Source organism: Bacillota bacterium (assembly GCA_036504675.1).
In the GTDB taxonomy this organism is placed as follows: domain Bacteria; phylum Bacillota; class Sulfobacillia; order JAJYWN01; family JAJZPE01; genus DASXUT01.
On the sequence record DASXUT010000125.1, the window covers coordinates 1 to 17189 of the forward strand.

General features: G+C 67.1%; 21 protein-coding genes. 16 read left to right on the forward strand and 5 right to left on the reverse strand.

What is annotated here, in order from left to right:
• Nucleotides 1-41 precede the first annotated feature (41 nt).
• The 14 genes from VGL40_08715 to VGL40_08780 all read left to right on the forward strand — a co-directional run bounded on the left by VGL40_08715 (nucleotide 42) and on the right by VGL40_08780 (nucleotide 12941).
• Entirely contained in the window at nucleotides 42-689 is a 648-nt protein-coding gene (locus VGL40_08715; GenBank protein HEY3315335.1) for a flavodoxin family protein, read from the forward strand.
• 21 nt (nucleotides 690-710) lie between these two features.
• Nucleotides 711-1088 (forward strand): dihydroneopterin aldolase, encoded by a 378-nt coding sequence (folB, locus tag VGL40_08720; protein ID HEY3315336.1) that lies wholly within the window; start codon nucleotides 711-713, stop codon nucleotides 1086-1088.
• Between the two features lie 59 nt (nucleotides 1089-1147).
• Nucleotides 1148-2674, forward strand: coding sequence for an ABC transporter ATP-binding protein (locus VGL40_08725; GenBank protein ID HEY3315337.1), 1527 nt, complete (start codon nucleotides 1148-1150; stop codon nucleotides 2672-2674).
• 164 nt (nucleotides 2675-2838) lie between these two features.
• A complete protein-coding gene (locus VGL40_08730; protein ID HEY3315338.1) occupies nucleotides 2839-3822 on the forward strand; it encodes a BMP family protein in 984 nt (327 codons plus the stop codon).
• 105 nt (nucleotides 3823-3927) lie between these two features.
• Nucleotides 3928-5034 carry an ABC transporter permease gene (locus tag VGL40_08735; protein HEY3315339.1) on the forward strand — a complete coding sequence of 369 codons (1107 nt, stop codon included), beginning with the start codon at nucleotides 3928-3930 and terminating at the stop codon, nucleotides 5032-5034.
• On the forward strand, nucleotides 5018-5959 hold the full coding sequence (locus VGL40_08740) for an ABC transporter permease (GenBank protein HEY3315340.1): 942 nt from the start codon (nucleotides 5018-5020) through the stop codon (nucleotides 5957-5959). Before VGL40_08735 ends, VGL40_08740 begins: the two co-directional genes overlap by 17 nt.
• A gap of 1 nt (nucleotide 5960) precedes the next feature.
• Complete coding sequence (locus VGL40_08745) at nucleotides 5961-6764, forward strand: TIM barrel protein (GenBank protein ID HEY3315341.1); 804 nt, start codon at nucleotides 5961-5963, stop codon at nucleotides 6762-6764.
• Nucleotide 6765: 1 nt separating this feature from the next.
• On the forward strand, nucleotides 6766-7377 hold the full coding sequence (locus VGL40_08750) for an isochorismatase family cysteine hydrolase (GenBank protein HEY3315342.1): 612 nt from the start codon (nucleotides 6766-6768) through the stop codon (nucleotides 7375-7377).
• A 6-nt stretch (nucleotides 7378-7383) separates the two neighbouring features.
• The gene (locus VGL40_08755) at nucleotides 7384-8580 is read left to right on the forward strand and encodes an FAD-binding oxidoreductase (protein ID HEY3315343.1); all 1197 of its coding nucleotides are present in this window, start codon (nucleotides 7384-7386) and stop codon (nucleotides 8578-8580) included.
• Nucleotides 8570-8836, forward strand: a complete 267-nt coding sequence (locus VGL40_08760) for a (2Fe-2S)-binding protein (GenBank protein HEY3315344.1) — start codon at nucleotides 8570-8572, stop codon at nucleotides 8834-8836. Before VGL40_08755 ends, VGL40_08760 begins: the two co-directional genes overlap by 11 nt.
• A gap of 5 nt (nucleotides 8837-8841) precedes the next feature.
• Entirely contained in the window at nucleotides 8842-9177 is a 336-nt protein-coding gene (locus VGL40_08765) for a (2Fe-2S)-binding protein (GenBank protein ID HEY3315345.1), read from the forward strand.
• Entirely contained in the window at nucleotides 9174-10802 is a 1629-nt protein-coding gene (locus VGL40_08770) for an FAD-dependent oxidoreductase (protein ID HEY3315346.1), read from the forward strand. Before VGL40_08765 ends, VGL40_08770 begins: the two co-directional genes overlap by 4 nt.
• Before the next feature lie 9 nt (nucleotides 10803-10811).
• A complete protein-coding gene (lipB, locus tag VGL40_08775; protein HEY3315347.1) occupies nucleotides 10812-11525 on the forward strand; it encodes a lipoyl(octanoyl) transferase LipB in 714 nt (237 codons plus the stop codon).
• Between the two features lie 210 nt (nucleotides 11526-11735).
• A complete protein-coding gene (locus tag VGL40_08780; GenBank protein HEY3315348.1) occupies nucleotides 11736-12941 on the forward strand; it encodes a Xaa-Pro peptidase family protein in 1206 nt (401 codons plus the stop codon).
• A gap of 104 nt (nucleotides 12942-13045) precedes the next feature.
• Here VGL40_08780 and VGL40_08785 read toward each other — a convergent pair whose 3' ends face one another.
• Both VGL40_08785 and VGL40_08790 read right to left on the reverse strand, forming a co-directional pair.
• Nucleotides 13046-13714, reverse strand: a complete 669-nt coding sequence (locus tag VGL40_08785) for a hemolysin III family protein (GenBank protein ID HEY3315349.1) — start codon at nucleotides 13712-13714, stop codon at nucleotides 13046-13048.
• A 15-nt stretch (nucleotides 13715-13729) separates the two neighbouring features.
• Nucleotides 13730-14197 (reverse strand): PadR family transcriptional regulator, encoded by a 468-nt coding sequence (locus VGL40_08790; protein HEY3315350.1) that lies wholly within the window; start codon nucleotides 14195-14197, stop codon nucleotides 13730-13732.
• Between the two features lie 214 nt (nucleotides 14198-14411).
• Between VGL40_08790 and VGL40_08795 the strand changes: the two genes are divergently transcribed.
• Both VGL40_08795 and VGL40_08800 read left to right on the forward strand, forming a co-directional pair.
• On the forward strand, nucleotides 14412-15143 hold the full coding sequence (locus VGL40_08795; GenBank protein HEY3315351.1) for a GyrI-like domain-containing protein: 732 nt from the start codon (nucleotides 14412-14414) through the stop codon (nucleotides 15141-15143).
• 62 nt (nucleotides 15144-15205) lie between these two features.
• Entirely contained in the window at nucleotides 15206-15607 is a 402-nt protein-coding gene (locus tag VGL40_08800) for a VOC family protein (protein HEY3315352.1), read from the forward strand.
• Between the two features lie 158 nt (nucleotides 15608-15765).
• Here the strand turns inward: VGL40_08800 and VGL40_08805 are convergent, their stop codons facing one another.
• The 3 genes from VGL40_08805 to trxA are packed head-to-tail and all read right to left on the reverse strand — an operon-like array spanning nucleotide 15766 to nucleotide 17091.
• Complete coding sequence (locus VGL40_08805) at nucleotides 15766-16179, reverse strand: CoA-binding protein (protein ID HEY3315353.1); 414 nt, start codon at nucleotides 16177-16179, stop codon at nucleotides 15766-15768.
• 5 nt (nucleotides 16180-16184) lie between these two features.
• Nucleotides 16185-16406: a 4Fe-4S binding protein gene (locus VGL40_08810; GenBank protein ID HEY3315354.1), complete on the reverse strand. Its 222-nt coding sequence runs from the start codon at nucleotides 16404-16406 to the stop codon at nucleotides 16185-16187.
• 22 nt (nucleotides 16407-16428) lie between these two features.
• The gene (trxA, locus tag VGL40_08815; GenBank protein HEY3315355.1) at nucleotides 16429-17091 is read right to left on the reverse strand and encodes a thioredoxin; all 663 of its coding nucleotides are present in this window, start codon (nucleotides 17089-17091) and stop codon (nucleotides 16429-16431) included.
• Nucleotides 17092-17189 lie beyond the last annotated feature (98 nt).

Consider the following 17189-nt stretch of genomic DNA (forward strand, 5'->3'; position numbering starts at 1 on the left):
CCCCCCCACGATTCCGCCTCTGACGGGAGGAGAAGACGCCGGTGGTCAAGATCCTTGGAATTAGCGGCAGTCCGCGCAAGTCCGGCACCGAGTACATGGTCCAAGAATGCCTGAAGGCGGCCGAGGAGATCCCCGGGGTGACAACCGAGTTCATCACCCTGAGGGGTAAGCGAATAGGCTTCTGCCTTCACTGCGACCGCTGCATCCGTGAAGACAAGCTGTGGTGTCCGGCGAACGAAAAGGACGATCTGAAAGAGATCTATCCGAAGTTTATCGAGGCCGATGGGTACATCCTCGGCTCCCCGGTTTACCAGATGAACATGTCCGGGCAGCTGCTGACCTTCCTCAACCGCATGCGCCCAATGTGGAAGTTGGTCAAGGACGGTGCCTTCAAGACGCGCGTCGGCGGAGCTATCGTGGTTGGCGGCACTCGCCACGGCGGCCAGGAGAATGCGCTGGAGGCGATCCTCAACTTCTACAAGACCATGGGCATAATCCCGGTCACCGGCGGTCCGTGGGGCTACAACGGCGGGGCCGTCTGGTCCCAGGACAAGAAGGAACTGGGGGTTAGGGAAGACGAGGTCGGCATGGCGACGGTGCGGGTAATGGGACGTCGGGTTGGCGAAGTGACCAGCCTGATTGCCGCGGGCAAGTCAGTTTACGCGCTGACGCCCAACCTTAAGGGATAAGAAAACCGGAGGAAGGGACCGATGGCGATGAAGGACACATTGATCTGCAAAGGCATGGCCTTTTACGGCTACCACGGTGACGTTCAGGAGGAAATCGTCCTTGGCCAGAAGTTCACCGTCGACCTGGAGCTCGAGTACGACATGAGTGAGCTTATCGCCGAGGACAGGATAAGCGGCTTCGGTTACGTCGAGGCCTACCAGACGACCAGACGGGTGGTCACCGAGGAGAGGTACAACCTCATCCAGAAGCTGGCCGAACGCATTGCCGAGGAGATCTTCAAGCTGAAGCCTGACTGCAAGGCGACGGTCACCGTGATCAAGCCGGGCGCGGCGGCGAGCGGCGTCATGGATTATGCCGCCGTCCGCCTTGTTCGCGAGGGCCCCGCTTACCGGGCCTGATCCGCCATCGACAACTGAGACAGCGCCTCGAAACTGACTCACCGGAGGAGAGGGTTCGCTTGGATCAACCCTTGCTCGAACTGCGCGGGATCACAAAGCGCTTCCCCGGCGTACTGGCCAACGACCACATCGATCTCGTGGTCGGGAAGGGCGAGATCAGGGCTCTTCTAGGTGAGAACGGCTCAGGCAAGACGACTCTGATGAATGTCCTCTACGGCCTGTACCAGGCCGACGCCGGGGAGATCTTCTTCGAGGGCAGGCCCCTCACGGTCAACTCCCCGGGGCAGGCCATCGAGGCCGGCATCGGCATGGTCCACCAGCACTTCATGCTGGTCCAAGCCTTCACGGTAACGGAAAACGTGATCTTGGGCATGAAGGCCAAGCGCGAACCCCTCCTGGGGTTGGCCGAGGCGGAAGCCGAGGTCAAGGCTCTCAGCGAGAAGTACGGCCTGAAGGTCGACCCGAAGGCCAAGATCTGGCAGCTGTCCGTGGGCGAGCAACAGCGCGTGGAGATCCTCAAGGCCCTCCATCGGAAGGCCCGCCTGCTGATCCTGGATGAGCCCACCGCCGTCCTCACCCCACAGGAGGCGGAAGAGCTGTCCACCATCCTCCGTTCGCTGGCCGCCGAGGGCCGCTCGATCATCTTCATCAGCCACAAGCTGAACGAGGTCATGGGCGTCTCGGACAGGGTCACCGTCCTGAGGGCCGGCCGGGTCATCGACACCGTCGAGACGGCCAGGACCAGCGAGGCCGAACTGGCCAAGATGATGGTCGGCCGGGAAGTGATCTTCCGGATTGACAAGAAGCCGGCCGACCCGAAAGAGATCGTCCTGGAGGTCGACGCCCTCAAGGCCGCCAACCAGAAGAAGCTGCCCGCCCTCCGGGGTGTGTCCCTCAAGGTCCGGGCCGGGGAGATCCTCGGCATCGCCGGCGTCGACGGCAACGGCCAGCACGAACTGGCCGAGTGCATCATCGGGGTCCGCCGGGCCGACGGCGGCCGGGTCAGCGTCTGTGGCCAGGATATCGTCGGCCTGAACCCGCGCCAGGTCGCCCAGCGCGGCGTAGGGGTCATCCCCGCCGACCGCCACCATCAGGGCCTGGTCCTCAACCTGCAACTGGCCGAGAACATCATGTTCGGTAACTTCTACTGCCGACCCTACTCCCACCGTGGCTTTCTGAACCTCGGCAAGATGGTCGAGATCGCCGACGGGCTGATCGAGGACTACGACATCCGCACGCCGTCCAGCGCCGTCGAGGTGAGGAACCTCTCCGGCGGCAACCAGCAGAAAGTGGTCCTCGCCCGGGAACTATCCCGTTCCCCGAAGCTGATCATCGCCGCCCTCCCCACCCGCGGGCTCGATGTCGGGGCAACCGAGTTCGTCCACCGGAAGATCCTCGACGCCCGCGACCGGGGCGCCGCCATCCTCCTCATCTCGACCGAACTCGAGGAAATCCTCACCCTCTCCGACCGGATCGCCGTGCTTTACGAGGGCGAGGTCATGGGGGTCGTGCCTCGCGAGGCGGCCGACGTCAATGAACTGGGCCTGATGATGGCCGGCGCGAAGCGCCTGCCGGAAGCGTCCTAGTCTGGACCCTGATTGTGGCCCCGGGATCTTTGAACCCTGCTTCGGAATCCGTGAAAGGGGGGTCCACCTCCAAGCAACGCGCCGTGGCAGCAGGCTCCAAGCGCAGTAGCTAGAAGCTGGCTCGTCTGATCCACACGAAATCAGGGGGGTTTTGAGTCGTGAAGATGAAGCGGGTTTTGGCCCTTTCATTGGTCCTCGTCCTCGCCCTCACCGCGCTCCTCGCCGGCTGCTCCACAAAGCCGAAGGAAGAGCCGAAGCCGGCCAAGAAGGCCGCCATGATCCTGTCCGGCCCGGTCAATGACGGTGGCTGGAACCAGAACGCGTACGACGGCCTGACCGCCCTCAAGGAAAAGAACGGCTTCGAGATCGCCGTTTCCGAGAACGTCGCCCAGGCCGACCAGGTCAACCTCCTCCGGAACTATGCCAATCAAAGCTTCAAGTACATCATCGCCAACGGTTTCGAGTACGGCGACGCGATCAAGACCGTCGCCGCCGAGTTCCCGAAGGTCACCTTCATCCAGCTCGGCGGGATTGAGCACAACGGCGCGAACTCCAACGCCATGCTCTTCACCTCCGGTGAAGCCGGGTACGCCGTGGGCGTCCTGGCCGGCCTGATGACCAAGTCGAACAAGATCGGCTTCGTCGGCGCCATGGACATCCCGAGCATCCGGGCCGACGAGGATAACGCGAAAGTCGCCATCAAGGCTGTGAACCCGAAGGCCACCGTGGTCGACGCCTACGTCGGCTCGTGGACGGACATCGCCAAGGGCAAGGAAGCCGCCCTCGCTCAGATCGCTCGGGGCGTCGACGTCATCATCGCCAACGGCGACGCCGTGAACCACGGCGTGGCCGAAGCGGTCAAGGGCACCAAGACCACGATGGTCGGTTGGTCGCGCGACCAGGCGGCCCTGGCCCCGGACAACATCCTGACCTCGGTCGTGCAGAGCGGCGCCCCGATCCTTCTCGACCTCGTCGGCAAGGGTGAGGCCGGCCAGCTGAAGGGCGACCTCTACGTCATGGGCATGGCCGAAGGCGCCCAGATCCTCGCCCCGTTCAGCAAGCTCGTTCCGCAGGACGTCCAGGACAAGGTGAAGAAGGTCGTCCAGGACCTCAAGGACAAGAAGATCACCCTCATCCCGCAGAAGTAACCCTGACCTAACGCCGGCGGTGACCCCGGGGACCCAAGCGGGCCAAGCGGCCCAAGCGGGCCCCCGGGGCCCGGAATTCGAGCCACGATTGGAAGGGACCAGCGGATGATTGAACCAGGTCGAACTGAGAGCAAGCGTCAGGGGCCGCGCTTCTCGTGGCGCGGACTCCTGGCCGGAATAGTAACCCCCGTCGTGGCCGTTGCGGCTTCCCTGCTCATCGGGAGTCTGGTCATCGCCGCCCTGAAGGTGAATCCGCTGGTCGCCTATGGTTACTTGTTCAGAGGCGCCGTGGGCAACCTCGGGCAACTTACGGGGACCATCGTCAACGCCATTCCCTTGATCTTCGCCGGGTTGGCCGTCACCGTGGCCTTCCGGGGGAGTATCTTCAATATCGGCGGCGAGGGTCAGATCTACTTCGGGGCCCTCTTCGCCATCCTGGCCGGGACGATGCTCAAGCTCCCGCCCGGCATCCACCTCATCGTCGCGCTCGCCGCCGGCGCGTTGGGCGGTCTGCTCTGGGCCCTCATCCCCGGCTACCTCAACGCCAAGCGCGGTCTGAACGAAGTCATCGTGACCATCCTGATGAACTACATCGCCCAGTGGTTCGTCGCCTACCTGGTCCACGGGCCCATCCGTGAGCCGGGCTGGAACCCCCAGAGCGCGATGGTCGAGGCCACGGCCCGCCTGCCGATCCTCATCCGGGGGACCTCGCTGCACTGGGGAATCTTCATCGCCATCGCCGCCGCCATCCTGGTGCACCTCCTCCTCACCCGTACCGGCCTCGGCTTCGCCATCCGGATGGTCGGCTCCAACCGGGAAGCCTCGCGCTACGCCGGAATCAACTCGGCCCAGGTCGTCATCCTGACGATGTGCATCTCCGGAGCCCTCGCCGGGCTGGCCGGGGCCACCGAGATGCTGGGCGTCCGCTACCGGCTCCTGGATGGCTTCTCCCCGGGCTACGGCTTCGACGCCATCGCCGTGGCCATGGTCGGACGGACCACCGCCCTGGGCACCGTCCTGGGCGCGCTGTTCTTCGGGGCTCTGCGTTCCGGGGCCACGGTCATGCAATCTGGGACCGGCCTGCCCATCGTCGCCGTCTACTTCATCCAGGGCCTGGTGATCCTGTTCATGATCGCCGGCTCCTCGGTGAACTTCTTCAAAAACCTGGCCAACCCCAAGAAGGAGGTGACCACCGGTGGAAGGTCTGCTTAGAGTCCTGCTGTCAACGGACTTCTACTACGGCTCCATCCGCATGTCCGCGCCGCTGATCCTGGCGGCCTTGGGCGGCATCTTCAGTGAGCGGGCCGGCGTCCTCAGCCTCGGGCTGGAAGGGATGATGCTCACCGGGGCGCTGGCCGGTTTCCTGGGGTCGTTCTATACCGGCAGCCCGTGGATCGGGCTCCTGTACGCGGCCGTCGCCGGCGGTCTGTTCGCCCTGGTCTACGCCGCCGCCTGCATCACCTTCAAGGCCAACCAGGTGGTCGCCGCCGTCGGTCTGAACATCCTCGCCAACGGCATCACCGGGCTCATCTTCCGCGGCGCCTTCGGCATCACCCAGGACCTCAAGCAGGCCACGGCCTTCCAGGCGGTGCCCATCCCGGGCCTCTCGCAGATCCCGGTCATCGGCCCGATCCTCTTCAACCACCTGGTCCCGGTGTACTTAGCCTTTCTCCTCGTCCCCGCGGTCATCTTCGTGCTCTACCGAACCTCCTGGGGTCTCAAGCTCCGCTCGGTGGGCGAGAACCCGCTGGCCGCCGACACCCTCGGGGTCAAGGTCTCGGTCATGCGCTATCAGGGAGTCGTCATCTCCGGCGTCCTGGCGGCCCTGGGCGGGGCGCTCCTGTCGATCGGGTTCATCAACACCTTCATCGAGGGAATGACCGCCGGTCGTGGGTTCGTGGCCTTCGCCGCCGTCATCTTCGGCAAGTGGACGCCCATCGGCGCCTTTCTCTCGGCCCTGCTGTTCGGCGCGGCCGACGCCCTGCAGCTGAGGATCCAGGCCCTCGGCCTGCCCATCCCGTATCAGATCATGATCCTCTTCCCCTACCTGCTGGCCCTGGTCGCCCTGGTCTTCTCCGGCCGGTCGCAATCGCCGGCGGCTCTGGGCAGTCCTTACGAAAAATCGGGGGGTTCCTGACATGAACAAGCGTGCCGTTTGCATCGAAGACCGTTACCTGTTCAAGGAACTACCCTTCAAAGACCGTTTTGCGGCCGCCAAGGCGGCCGGGTTTGACTCGGTCGAGTTCTGGTCGTGGCGCGAGCTCGACCCGGACGCCGTCGGCCGGTGGGCGGCCGAGGCCGGGATCGAGGTCAGTGGCTTCATCGGGGCCGACAAAGGTTCAGCCATCGACCCGGACGACCACGAGCTCTACCTGCGGGGCGTGGCCGAATCCCTCGACGCGGCCAGGCGCATGCGGGCCACATCAATCTACATCTTCTCGGACGAGATCGGTCCGGGCGGGGTCGTCCGGCGAGTGAGCCCGGCCCTGACCCGCGAGGAGAAGGTGGCCAGCCTGGTCCGGACCATCGGGGCCGCGGCCGACCTGGCCGCCAAGGCCGGCGTCGGGCTCATCCTCGAGCCGGTCAACAGCGTCTACGTCAAGGGCTACTTCCTCGACACCGTGGCCGAGACCGTCAAGGTCATGAAGGCCGTGGGTCGGCCGGAAGTGAAGATGGTCTACGACTTCTACCATCAGCAGTTGGTGGCCGGGAACCTGATCCAGAACCTGCGGCCGGCCCTCCCCCACGTCGGGTCGATCCACGTCGCCGACGTCCCCGGACGGGTCGAGCCGGGCCTCGGCGAGATCAACTTCGCCAACCTGGCCAAAGAGATGGAGACCCTGGGGTATCGCGGGACGATCCTCTTCGAGTGCAATCCGAAGACCTCGACCCTGGAAGCCCTGCGGGCCATCGAGACCTACTTCCCGAAGCGGGAGATCTGACATGCCTGAACGTTGCCTGCTGGTCATCGACATGCAGAATGACTTCGTCGGCCCGTCGGCCGTGATGCGCTGCGAGGGCGGCCGGGAGATCATTCCCGGCGTGGCCGCCCTGGTCGACGGGACTCGGGCGGCCGGCGTGCCGGTCATCTGGGTGGTCCAGGAACACCGGCGGCAGCTGGTCGACTTCGGTCGCGAGCTCGATGGGTCGCCGGTCCACTGCGTCGAAGGAACGCCGGGGGTCGAGCTGGCCGAGCCCCTGCGGCGTCGGCCCGACGACTTCATCGTCGTCAAGCGCCGCTTCTCCTCGTTCCTCGGAACCGACCTGGACCTGCTGCTGCACGGCCTGGGGGTCAGGGAGTTGTGGGTCTCCGGATGCGCCACCGACGGCTGCGTCCGGTCGACCGTGGCCGACGGGCACCAGCTCGGCTACCGGGTGCGGCTCGTCCGCGACTGCGTCGCCGGGGCGACCGTGCGGCGTCACGAGGCCGCCCTGGAATACCTCGGCTCGTTGCAGCCCGGGATGCTGGCGACCGCGGAGCAAGCCCTGGCGGCCTTCCGCCAGGAGCGGGGCCAGAGCCAGGGCCAGAGTCCTGGCCAGGGCCAGGGGGCTTAGGGCGCTATGTCCGACGTCGTCATCATCGGCGCCGGCCTGGTCGGCTGCGCGGTGGCCGCCCGTTTGGCCGAGGAAGGCTTCACCGTAACCTTGATCGATCAGGCTGAGGTGGTCGCCGGAGCCAGTGGCGCCAACCTCAGCCTTGTCTTGTGGAGCGACGCCGAGCCCGGCGTCAGCCTGGAGCTGACCCGCCAGGCCTGGGACGAGTTCCCGGCGGAGATGGCGAGCCTCGGCGAGGTGGAATTCCGACGCCTGCACACCCTCGGCTTGGTGCTGGAGGGCGACGACCCGTCGAAGGTCCTGACCGGCTGCGGCCACCTGACCGCGGCCGGCTTCAAGACCGAGATTGTTGATGTTAACGCGGTCCGCGAGCTCGAGCCGGCCGTCGACACCACGGGTGTGATCGCCGGGGTCTATCAGCTGCAGGCGGCGGTCAACCCGTTCCGGGTGACCCTGGCCTACGCCGACCGGGCCCGGGCGGCCGGAGCCAAGGTCCTTACCGGCGCCCGGGTGACCGGGTTCAAGCTCGGTCGGAACGACGGGACGGATGGCGCCGGGCTCGCCCGGATCACCGCCGCCGAGACCACCGCCGGCCCCGTTCGGGGCGGCCTCTTCATCCTCGCCGCCGGCGCCTGGACGCGGACCCTGGCCCTGAGCGCCGGCGTCGACCTCCCCGAGTACCACATCATCGGCGAAGCCTGCGTCACCGAGGCCGTGCCGCCCTTGCTGCACGGGCTGGTCGGCGAGACCGGCAGCCGGCGGGTTCCCTTCGAACTGGAGATCGCCGCCCACGACGGCGACGGCCGCCAACTGCGCCTGGTCGAGTTCGCGGCCATCCAGACCCTCAGCGGGAACCTGGTCGTCGGCCAGGTCAGCCACGGCGGGCCCGACCTCGGGCAAGGCGTCCGCCCCGGATCGTTGCGGAACCTGGCCGCCGGGCTGGTGCGGCGGCTCCCGGTGACCCGCTCGGCCTCGATCATCCGGGCCTGGGCGAAGCCGGTCCCCTTCACCCCCGACCACCAGCCGATCATCGGGCCGGTCAAGTCGCGGCCCAACCTGTTCATCGCCTCCGGGCTGAAGAGCGCCTTCATCATCACCCCCTTAATGTCACGGCTGATTGCCAAGTACATCGTGAGCGGGCAAGCCGGCCCGCTGTCGGTGTTCACGCCGGATCGCTTTGAGGAGCGGAACCATGCGCGATGACGTCCTGGTCTGCCGATGTGAGGAAGTGACCGCGGGTGAGGTCCGGTCGGCCATCCGCGCCGGAGCCCACACCCTGGCGGCGATCAAGAAACGGACCCGCGCGGGGATGGGCCTGTGCGGCGGCCGCACCTGCGCCCGGCTCCTCGCCCGCCTGCTGGCCGAGGAGACCGGCCGGTCGATGGCCGAGATCGCCCCGCCCCCGGCCAGACCGCCGGTGCGGCCAGTGCCCGCGGCCGTCCTGGCCGAGGAGGAGTGAGCCAGATGGCGATGACTAACGCTGACGAACGGCGAATCGCCGACCACCCGATCCTCGGACCGGCCCCCGCGCGGCGGCAGGTTGTGATTTTTCACGACGGCCGCCCCATCCCCGCCTACGAGGGTGAGCCGGCGGCGGCGGCCCTCGAGGCCCTCGGCATCCTGACCCTGCGGACGACGGCCAGGCGCGGCGAGCCGCGCGGCCTCTTCTGCGCCATCGGACGCTGCACCGACTGCGTCATGACCGTCGACGGCGTGCCCAACGTGCGGACGTGCGTCACCCCCGTGCGGGAGGGCATGCGCGTCGAGACCCAGCGCGGCCTGGGAGAGTGGAGACGATGAGCGTCGCCGACATCATCGTCATCGGCGGCGGGCCGGCCGGGCTGTCGGCGGCGACCGCGGCGGCGAGCCACGGGGCGCGGGTGGTCGTCGTCGACGAACAGAGCGTCCCGGGCGGCCAGCTGTCCAAGCAGATCCACAAGTTCTTCGGGTCGCGCGAGCATTGGGCCGGAACGCGGGGCCTGGTGATCGGCCGGCGATTGCTGGCCGAGGCTCAGGCGGCGGGGGTCGAGGTCCGGTTGGGCCAGGCGGCGTACGCCGTCTATCCCGACACGGGTGGCGGGTTCGAAGTTGGGGTTTACGGCGGCGAGGGACGGGCGACCGGCGGACGGGCGACCCGCCTACGCGGCCGGCGGCTGATCGTGGCCACCGGGGCGTCCGAGAACCCGCTGGCCTTCCCGGGCTGGACCCTTCCCGGGGTGATGGGCGCGGGGGCCGTACAGACCCTGGTCAACGTCCATCGGGTGCGGCCCGGCAAGCGGGCCTTGATGGTCGGGTCCGGCAACGTCGGCCTGATCGTCAGCTACCAACTGCTCCAGGCCGGCGTCGACGTGGTCGCGGTGGTCGAGGCGATGCCGAGAATCGGCGGCTTCCTGGTCCACGCGGGCAAGGTCAAGCGGGCCGGGATCCCCATCTTGTTGGGTCACACCGTGGTCGAGGCGACCGGGGACGGCCGGGTCGAGCGGGCCGTCGTCGCCCGGCTCGGCGAGGGCGGTCAGGTCGTCACCGGTAGTGAGCGGGGCTACGACGTGGACACCGTCTGCCTCGCCGTAGGACTCAGCCCGCTGCTCGAGCTGCTCCTCCTGCTGGGGGTCAGGACCGACTACATCCCCGCCCTCGGTGGACACGTGCCCCTGCACGACCGGGACCAGCAGACCTCCGTCCCCGGCGTCTACGCAGCCGGCGACCTGGCCGGCGTGGAAGAGGCCTCGGTGGCCATGGAGGAAGGGCGCCTGGCCGGGCTGGCCGCCGCCGAGAGCCTGGGCCGTGGAAGCGGGACTGCCCCGGCGGCCCTGGCCGCGGCCAAGCGCGAGGTGATCGCCCGCCTCGACGGCCTGCGCGGCGGTCCCTTCGGAATGGCCCGGCGCGAGGCCAAGGCACGGCAAGTGGCCGGGTTGAGCGGCCCGGCCGGCGGGGCCGACGTGGCCACCGCAGCGCCCCCTCCCCTCTCCCCCGCCGTGTCGGCTGTCCCCGCGGTCGGCATCCCCGGCCGGGACCGCCCGGTGGCGGTCATCCAATGCCCCCAGGAGATTCCCTGCAACCCTTGCGAGACGGCCTGTCCGCGGGGGGCCATCACGGTCGGGACGCCCATCACCAACCGACCCACCTTGGACGTCGAGGCCTGCACGGGTTGCGGGCTGTGCCTGACCGCCTGTCCCGGCCAGGCCATCTTCCTCATCGGCCGTTCGGGCGACGAGGCCAAGGTCACCTTCCCTTACGAGTACCTGCCGTTGCCCGAGGTCGGCCAGACGGTGACCGCCGTCGACGCCGAGGGCCGGCCGCTCGTCGAAGCCAGGGTGGCCTCGATCCGGTTGACCAAGCAGGCCGACCGGACCTGCGCCGTCACCCTGGCGGTGCCGAACGAGTACGCCGGGGTCGTCCGAGGTATGCTTCGACCGGGACGGTGAGCTTCAGTCATGAAGACCTGTTCAGTTTGGGACATCGGTCGCCTCCCCTATCGCGAATACATGCGGTTTCAGGACGCCTTGGTCCGGCGGCGCATCGCCGGAGAAGGCGGCGACGTTCTGGTCTTGGCTGAGCATGACCCGGTCCTGACCTACGGCCGCGACGGCGGGCTTGACCAGGTCATCGTCCCCCCGGAGGGACTGGCGGCCGAAGGGGTTGCCCTGGAACCGACCGACCGCGGCGGCAACATCACCTATCACGGTCCCGGCCAGCTGATGATCTATCCCATCCTCGATCTGCGCGGTCACGGCCGGGACATCCACCTCTACCTGCGTCGGTTGGAGGAGACGGTGATCCGTGCCCTCCGGCGATGGGGCATCAACGGTGGGTTGCGGGAAGGCCTCCCGGGGGTTTGGGTCGACGGCGGTGGCGGTGGCGGCGGGCGCGCCGGCCTGTCCAAGATCGCCGCCGTCGGCATCGCCGTGAACAAGTGGGTGACGTCGCACGGCTCGGCCCTGAACCTCGACCCGAACCTGGCTCACTTCTCCTTGATCAACCCGTGCGGGATGCCCGGCGCCGGCGTGACCTCGGTCAAGGCCCTGGCCGGACGGGATCCCGGGCGCGTCGAGGCGGTCGCCTACGTCAGCGAGGCCTTCGCCGAGGTCTTCGGGGTTGAGCTGTCGCCCGTGGCCGAGGACACGGTGGCGCCCAAGAGCCGTCGATAGGTCAAGACCCCAACCGAATGGCGAACGTGGCGATTTGCCGAAAGGTGGCGGGCGAGCCCTTCGCCCGCCGCGTTTTTTGGGTGGGTACCTCGATTCGAGGTATGTTTCGCGGGCTTGCGGGCCTGAGCCCGCCAGAGCCCGGAGTGCGGGAGAGGTATCAAGGCCCTGGGCGATGAAGGATACCCCATCCAAGAGCGGGGGGTTTGAGGAATGGAACTGCGGATAAGCCCTCAGGAACTGCGTGCCCGGCGCGGTCGGGTGCTGGCGCAACTGGCCGAGAAGGACCTCGCCGGAATGATCCTCTTCAGCCCGACATCGATCTTCTACCTGACCGGCTTCGTCTTCATCCCGACCGAGCGGCCACTGGCCGTCATCCTGTTGGGCGACGGGCGGGTGGTGGGCTTCGTCCCGCGCCTGGAGAGTGAGCATCTTCTGGGCACGGCGGACGCGGAGGCCGTGCGGACGTATCCCGACTATCCCGGCGAGACCCATCCGATGTTGCTCTTCGGGCGGTACCTCAAGGACCTCGGGCTGGCCGGCCAAGCCATCGCCGCCGACGCCCCCGGTTATGGATCGGGCTGGGGGTACACCGGCCCGAGCCTGGAAGAGGTCTTCAAGGAGGAGGCCCCGGGGACCACCCTCACCCTCCTGCCGAGACTGGTAGAGGAGCACCGGATGGTCAAGTCGGAGCGGGAGGTCGCCCTGATCCGGGAGAGCGCCCGCTGGGGGAACCTGGCCCTGTCGCTCCTGCAGGAATACTCGAAACCCGGCCTGACCGAGACCGACATCTCGCGGAGGGCGACGGGCGGAGCCACCGAGGCGATGATCAGGGCCCTGGGCCCAGGCTTCGAGCCCAAGGGCGGGATGATCGGCCTGGGCGCCTTCGCCGATTTCCGCGGCCAGGTCGGGCCGAACTCGGCCCTCCCCCACGCCATCTGCAAGAACCTGCGGCTCAAGCTGGGCGACGTCCTTGGGACCGGCTCTTGCGCCCCCGTCTGGGGCTACGACAGCGAGCTCGAACGGACGATGTTCGTCGGGCCGCCCAGCCGCGAGCAACGCCAGTTCTTCGACCTGATGCGGGAGATGCAGGAGGCGGCCTTCTCCGCCATCCGGCCGGGCCGGCCCTGCTCCGACGTGGACCAGGCGACCCGGGCGGTCGTCGACAAGCACGGGCTGGGGGATTACTGGCGGCACCACACCGGCCACGCCCTGGGAGTCGTGGCCCACGAAGCGCCTTTCTTCGACGTCGGTGACCACACCATACTGCGGCCGGGGATGGTCTTCTCGGTCGAGCCCGGATTGTACGTCCCGGGGCTGGGCGGCTTCCGGCACTCGGACACCGTGGTCGTGACGGAGAGCGGGGTTGACTTGATCACCTACTACCCGAGGGATTTGGAGAGCTTGATCTGCGGGTGATGGCGGCCAAGACCGTGCAAGCATCGGAAAAGAAAGACCCCCGGCGGGTGTCGGGGGTTTTGACTACCGAGAACGGGTCGGCGCCTTGGGTCACGCTCAGAGACCTAGGTCAGGTATCTGAGGACCACCCAGAAGTGGCTGAAGCTGCCGGCCATCACAAAGAGGTGCCAGATCTCATGGAAGCCGAAGACCTTGGGGAAGGGATTCGGCCATTTGAAGGCGTACATGGCGGCACCCACCGTGTAGAAGAGCCCCCCGGCGGCGAACCAGGCCATGCCCCCAGCGGGGACGGACCTGATCAGAGGGGCGATGGCGACGACGATCATCCACCCCATGGCCACGTACAGCCCGGTATATAGCCAGCGCGGGGCCTCGATCCAGAGGATGCTCAGGATCACCCCGGCGGCGGCCACGGTCCAGGCCACGCCGAACAGACTCCACCCCCAGGCGCCGCGCAGCGGCACCAGGCAGAAGGGTGTGTAGCTACCGGCGATGAGGACGAAGATCATCGTATGATCGACCCGCCGCAGGATGCGGTGGACCCGCTCCGGCACCGGCAGCCAGTGATAGACGGCACTGGCTGAGTAGAGCAGGATCAGGCTGGCCCCGAAGATGGCGAAGGAGGCCACGTGCCACGGGGTGCCGCGGGCGATGGCGGCCCGGATGAGCAGGACCAAGCCGGCCACGGACAAAAGGGCGCCGACGAAGTGGGTCAGGGCGCTGATCGGATCACGCAAACGCAGGGAACGGAGACTCAGTGAGCGGAATCGCAAAGCAAGGCCCCCTTATTAGTCAGCCGACAGATCCCGCAGGACAACCTCGAAGACCTGCATCGCACCCTGCATCTTGCCTTTCATCAGTCGCCGCAAGGCGCGGAGTTCCTCCTGGCCCTTGGCGGTCAGGTTATACAGGCGTTGGGTGCGCTTCTCGGGGTCTTCCCAATGGCCCTCGACCAGCCCACGTTTCTCGAACTTGCGGAGCAACGGGTAGATGCCGCCGGTGCTGGGTTGCCAAGCGCCGCTGGTCCGGTTGCCGATCTCGGTGCAGAGGCCGTTGCCGTTCTGCGGGCCCTCCGAGAGCAGATGAAGGACGTAGACCGGGAGGATCCCCCGGGTCAGCACCTGACCGACGATCTCGCTGGTCTGTTTGGAGGCCCTGAGTTCCTCCAGCTTGCGCTGGTACTCCTCCTTCAACCGTTTCTCTTCAGTCACCCAGTCGGCCACGTCCGTCTGGGGCTTGCGCTTTTCCTTGGGCACGGGCTCTTCCGCCCTTTCCGATATGTCGCTTCGTTCTGGGTGTCTAATCCGATATTATCACTACTGAGCACTTTCGGCAAGGCGATTCGCACTAGCGATAACCTCGGCACGGAGGAAACTCGAGGCCGGACGGAAAAATACTCACGACAGGCCCTTGACCTTCCCCCTGGGGCAATCCTTTATCCTGGTCTCGGAGCGGTTGAGGAGGGATGGCATGTTCACCGTCGGGCAATTCGCCAGAATCTGCAACGTCTCGACCAAGACCTTGCGCCACTATGACGAGGTCGGCCAGATCAAGCTGATGCGGCGCATCCTCTTCCTCCGGGACCTCGACGTCAACCTGGACACCATCGGCCGGCTCATCGAGAGCGGCGCCTTGGAGGATTCCGCGAGGCTCGAGGCGATCCTGAGCGAACAAGCCTCAACGGTGGCGGCGGAGATCGAAGCCCGCGCCGGACTCCTCTCCCGCCTCCAAACCACGGTCGCCGCGATCCGGCGCGAAGGAGAGGTGCCCAGCATGACCGAGCAACCAGTGGTGATCAAGGAGGTTCCCGCGGTCCAGGTGGTGGGGGTTCGCAAGACCATGGCGATCAAGGACATCGGCCGGCTCTTCCCGGAGGTCGGCCGAAAGCTCCGGTCCAGGCCGGCCGGGCCGCCGATGACCCTCTACTACGATCAGGATTTCGACCCCGAGCACGCCGACATCGAGGTCGTCTTCCCGGTTACCGCCCGCGGCGAGCGAACGCTGCCCGGCGCGACGGTGGCCTCGATCGTCTACGTCGGCCCCTATGAGGCCATCTCCCCCGTCTACGCCAAGCTCTTCGCCTGGGTGAACGAGAACAAACGGCGGATCGTCGGGCCACCCCGCGACATCTACCTGGTCGGGCCGGGCGAAGGGAAGAGCCTGGAGGAATACGTGACCGAGGTGCAGGTCCCGATAGAATGAGGATGACCGGGGAAGGCTGGAGGGCGGAGGAAATACGGCCCGAAAAGCCAGGAGGGACCGACATGATCACGTCCATCGACAAGGTGACCGTCTTCGTCCGCGACGAGGAGGAAGCCCTCAAGTTCTACACCGAGAAGCTGGGCTTCGAGAAGCGAATGGACATGACCTTCGGGCCCGGGGCCCGGTGGCTGACGGTGGCCCCCAAGGGGGCTGCCACCGAGCTGATCCTCCACAACCCACGGGCCTGGCACGGCCCGGAAGAGGCCGAGTCGATGCTGGCCCAGGTGGGCAAGTCACCGACGATGGTCATGGGGACGCGGGACTGCCGCGGCACCGTCGAAGAACTGAAGGCCCGCGGGGTGACCATCCTGGCCGAGCCTCAGGAACGCCCGTACGGCGTGGAGGCGATCTTCGCCGACCTCTACGGCAACGGGTTCGTGCTGGTCGAGCCAGGGAACGGGTAGGGGCCGGCGGCGGCAAGGAACAGCTGGCAGGCTGGTGGAGCCAAGGAATCGGAGGCGACACTGGCGGACAAACCGCAGCTGAGAAAGACCCCCTGGCCCGCTCACCGGGCAGGGGGTCTTTGCGTTTGGGTGGGTCCCGGGTGCGCCCCCGGGGTCGGTCATCCGAACAACCGCTTATGCTCCTTCATCAGGCACTTGTCCATGACGATGCCCAGGCCGTGGGCCTCGGCCTTGGCGGCGGCCTCGTCGCTGGCGATGCCCTCCTGCAGCCAGACCAGCTTGGCGCCAATCTTGGCGGCTTCGTCGACGATGGGCGGGGTCTTCTCGGCCCGTCGGAAGACGTCGACCATGTCGACCTTCTCGGGAACGTCGGCCAGCGAGGCGTAGGCCTTCTCACCGAGGACGGAGTCGACGGTCGGGTTGACCGGGATGATCCGGTAGCCCTTGGACTGCATGTAGGCCGGCACGAAGTGGCTTGGTTTGGCCGAATCGGGGGACAGCCCGATGACGGCGATGGTCTTGGTCTCGGTCATCGCCCGGCGCAGTTGCTCATCGTTGGTCAGGAGAGGCATGCTGGTCACCCCCGGTGACAGAGTATTCCCGTGGTGGGCCCGGAATCCTTCGCCGCCACCATCGTCAGCGCCCCCTGCATGCAGTTCTCCACGCAGGTCTCGCATTCGGTGCAGAGGGCGGGGTCGACCCGGGCCCTCCCGGCGACGACGCTGATGGCGCCGGCCGGGCAGTTCCGCTCGCAGGTGCGGCAGCCCGTGCAGAGGCTCTCGATGATTTTAGCCGGCATGGCTTCGGAGCTCCCCTTCCCGTCAGTCCGCCACCGGGCCCGCCGCCCGGCCGCCGGCCCCGGCGACGGCGTCGAGCTTGCGCCGGATGGCCTCCTTGGGCAGGGCTCCGACGGCCTGGTCGACCAGCTCGCCGTGATTGAAGAAGAGCATCGTCGGGATGCTCATGATCCCCAGGGCGTTGGGGATGTCGCGGCACTCCTCCGTGTCCAGCTTGGCGAACTTGACCTGGCCCTCATACTCGGCGGCCAGGGCCTTGAAGGTCGGGGCCAGGACGCGGCAAGGGGCGCACCAGGAAGCCCAGAAGTCGACGACGACGGGGCCGCCGGCCTCGAGGACCTCACGCTTGAAGTTGTCGCAGTCGACATGATAGAGGTTTGGGCCGAGGGCGGCCGGGTCGCCCGGGCGGACGCCATAGCGCTGCTCCAGGAGGTCGTCCTGGGTCAGGGTGCTGGCGGCGATGGCCTTCTGGGCCGCCTCGAGCTCGGCCTGGCCGGCGAACCACTTGACCGCCCCGGCCGGGCAGACCCGGTCGCACGGGTGGTTCTTGCAGGAACGGCACTTGCTGTTGTCGGCCTCGATCTTGCCGGAGACGGTGTTGAAATGGATGGCGCTGGTCGGGCAGACGCGGACGGCCGAACAGCCTGAGGAATTGTCGCAGGCGCGTTGATCGATGAGGACGGGCACAGGATTTCCTCCTCGCGGAATCTGGTTGGCGGCGATTTGCGCCCGCCTGATACCCCTGGGGGTATGTTGCCGATGGCTTTACTTTATCACGCTGATTC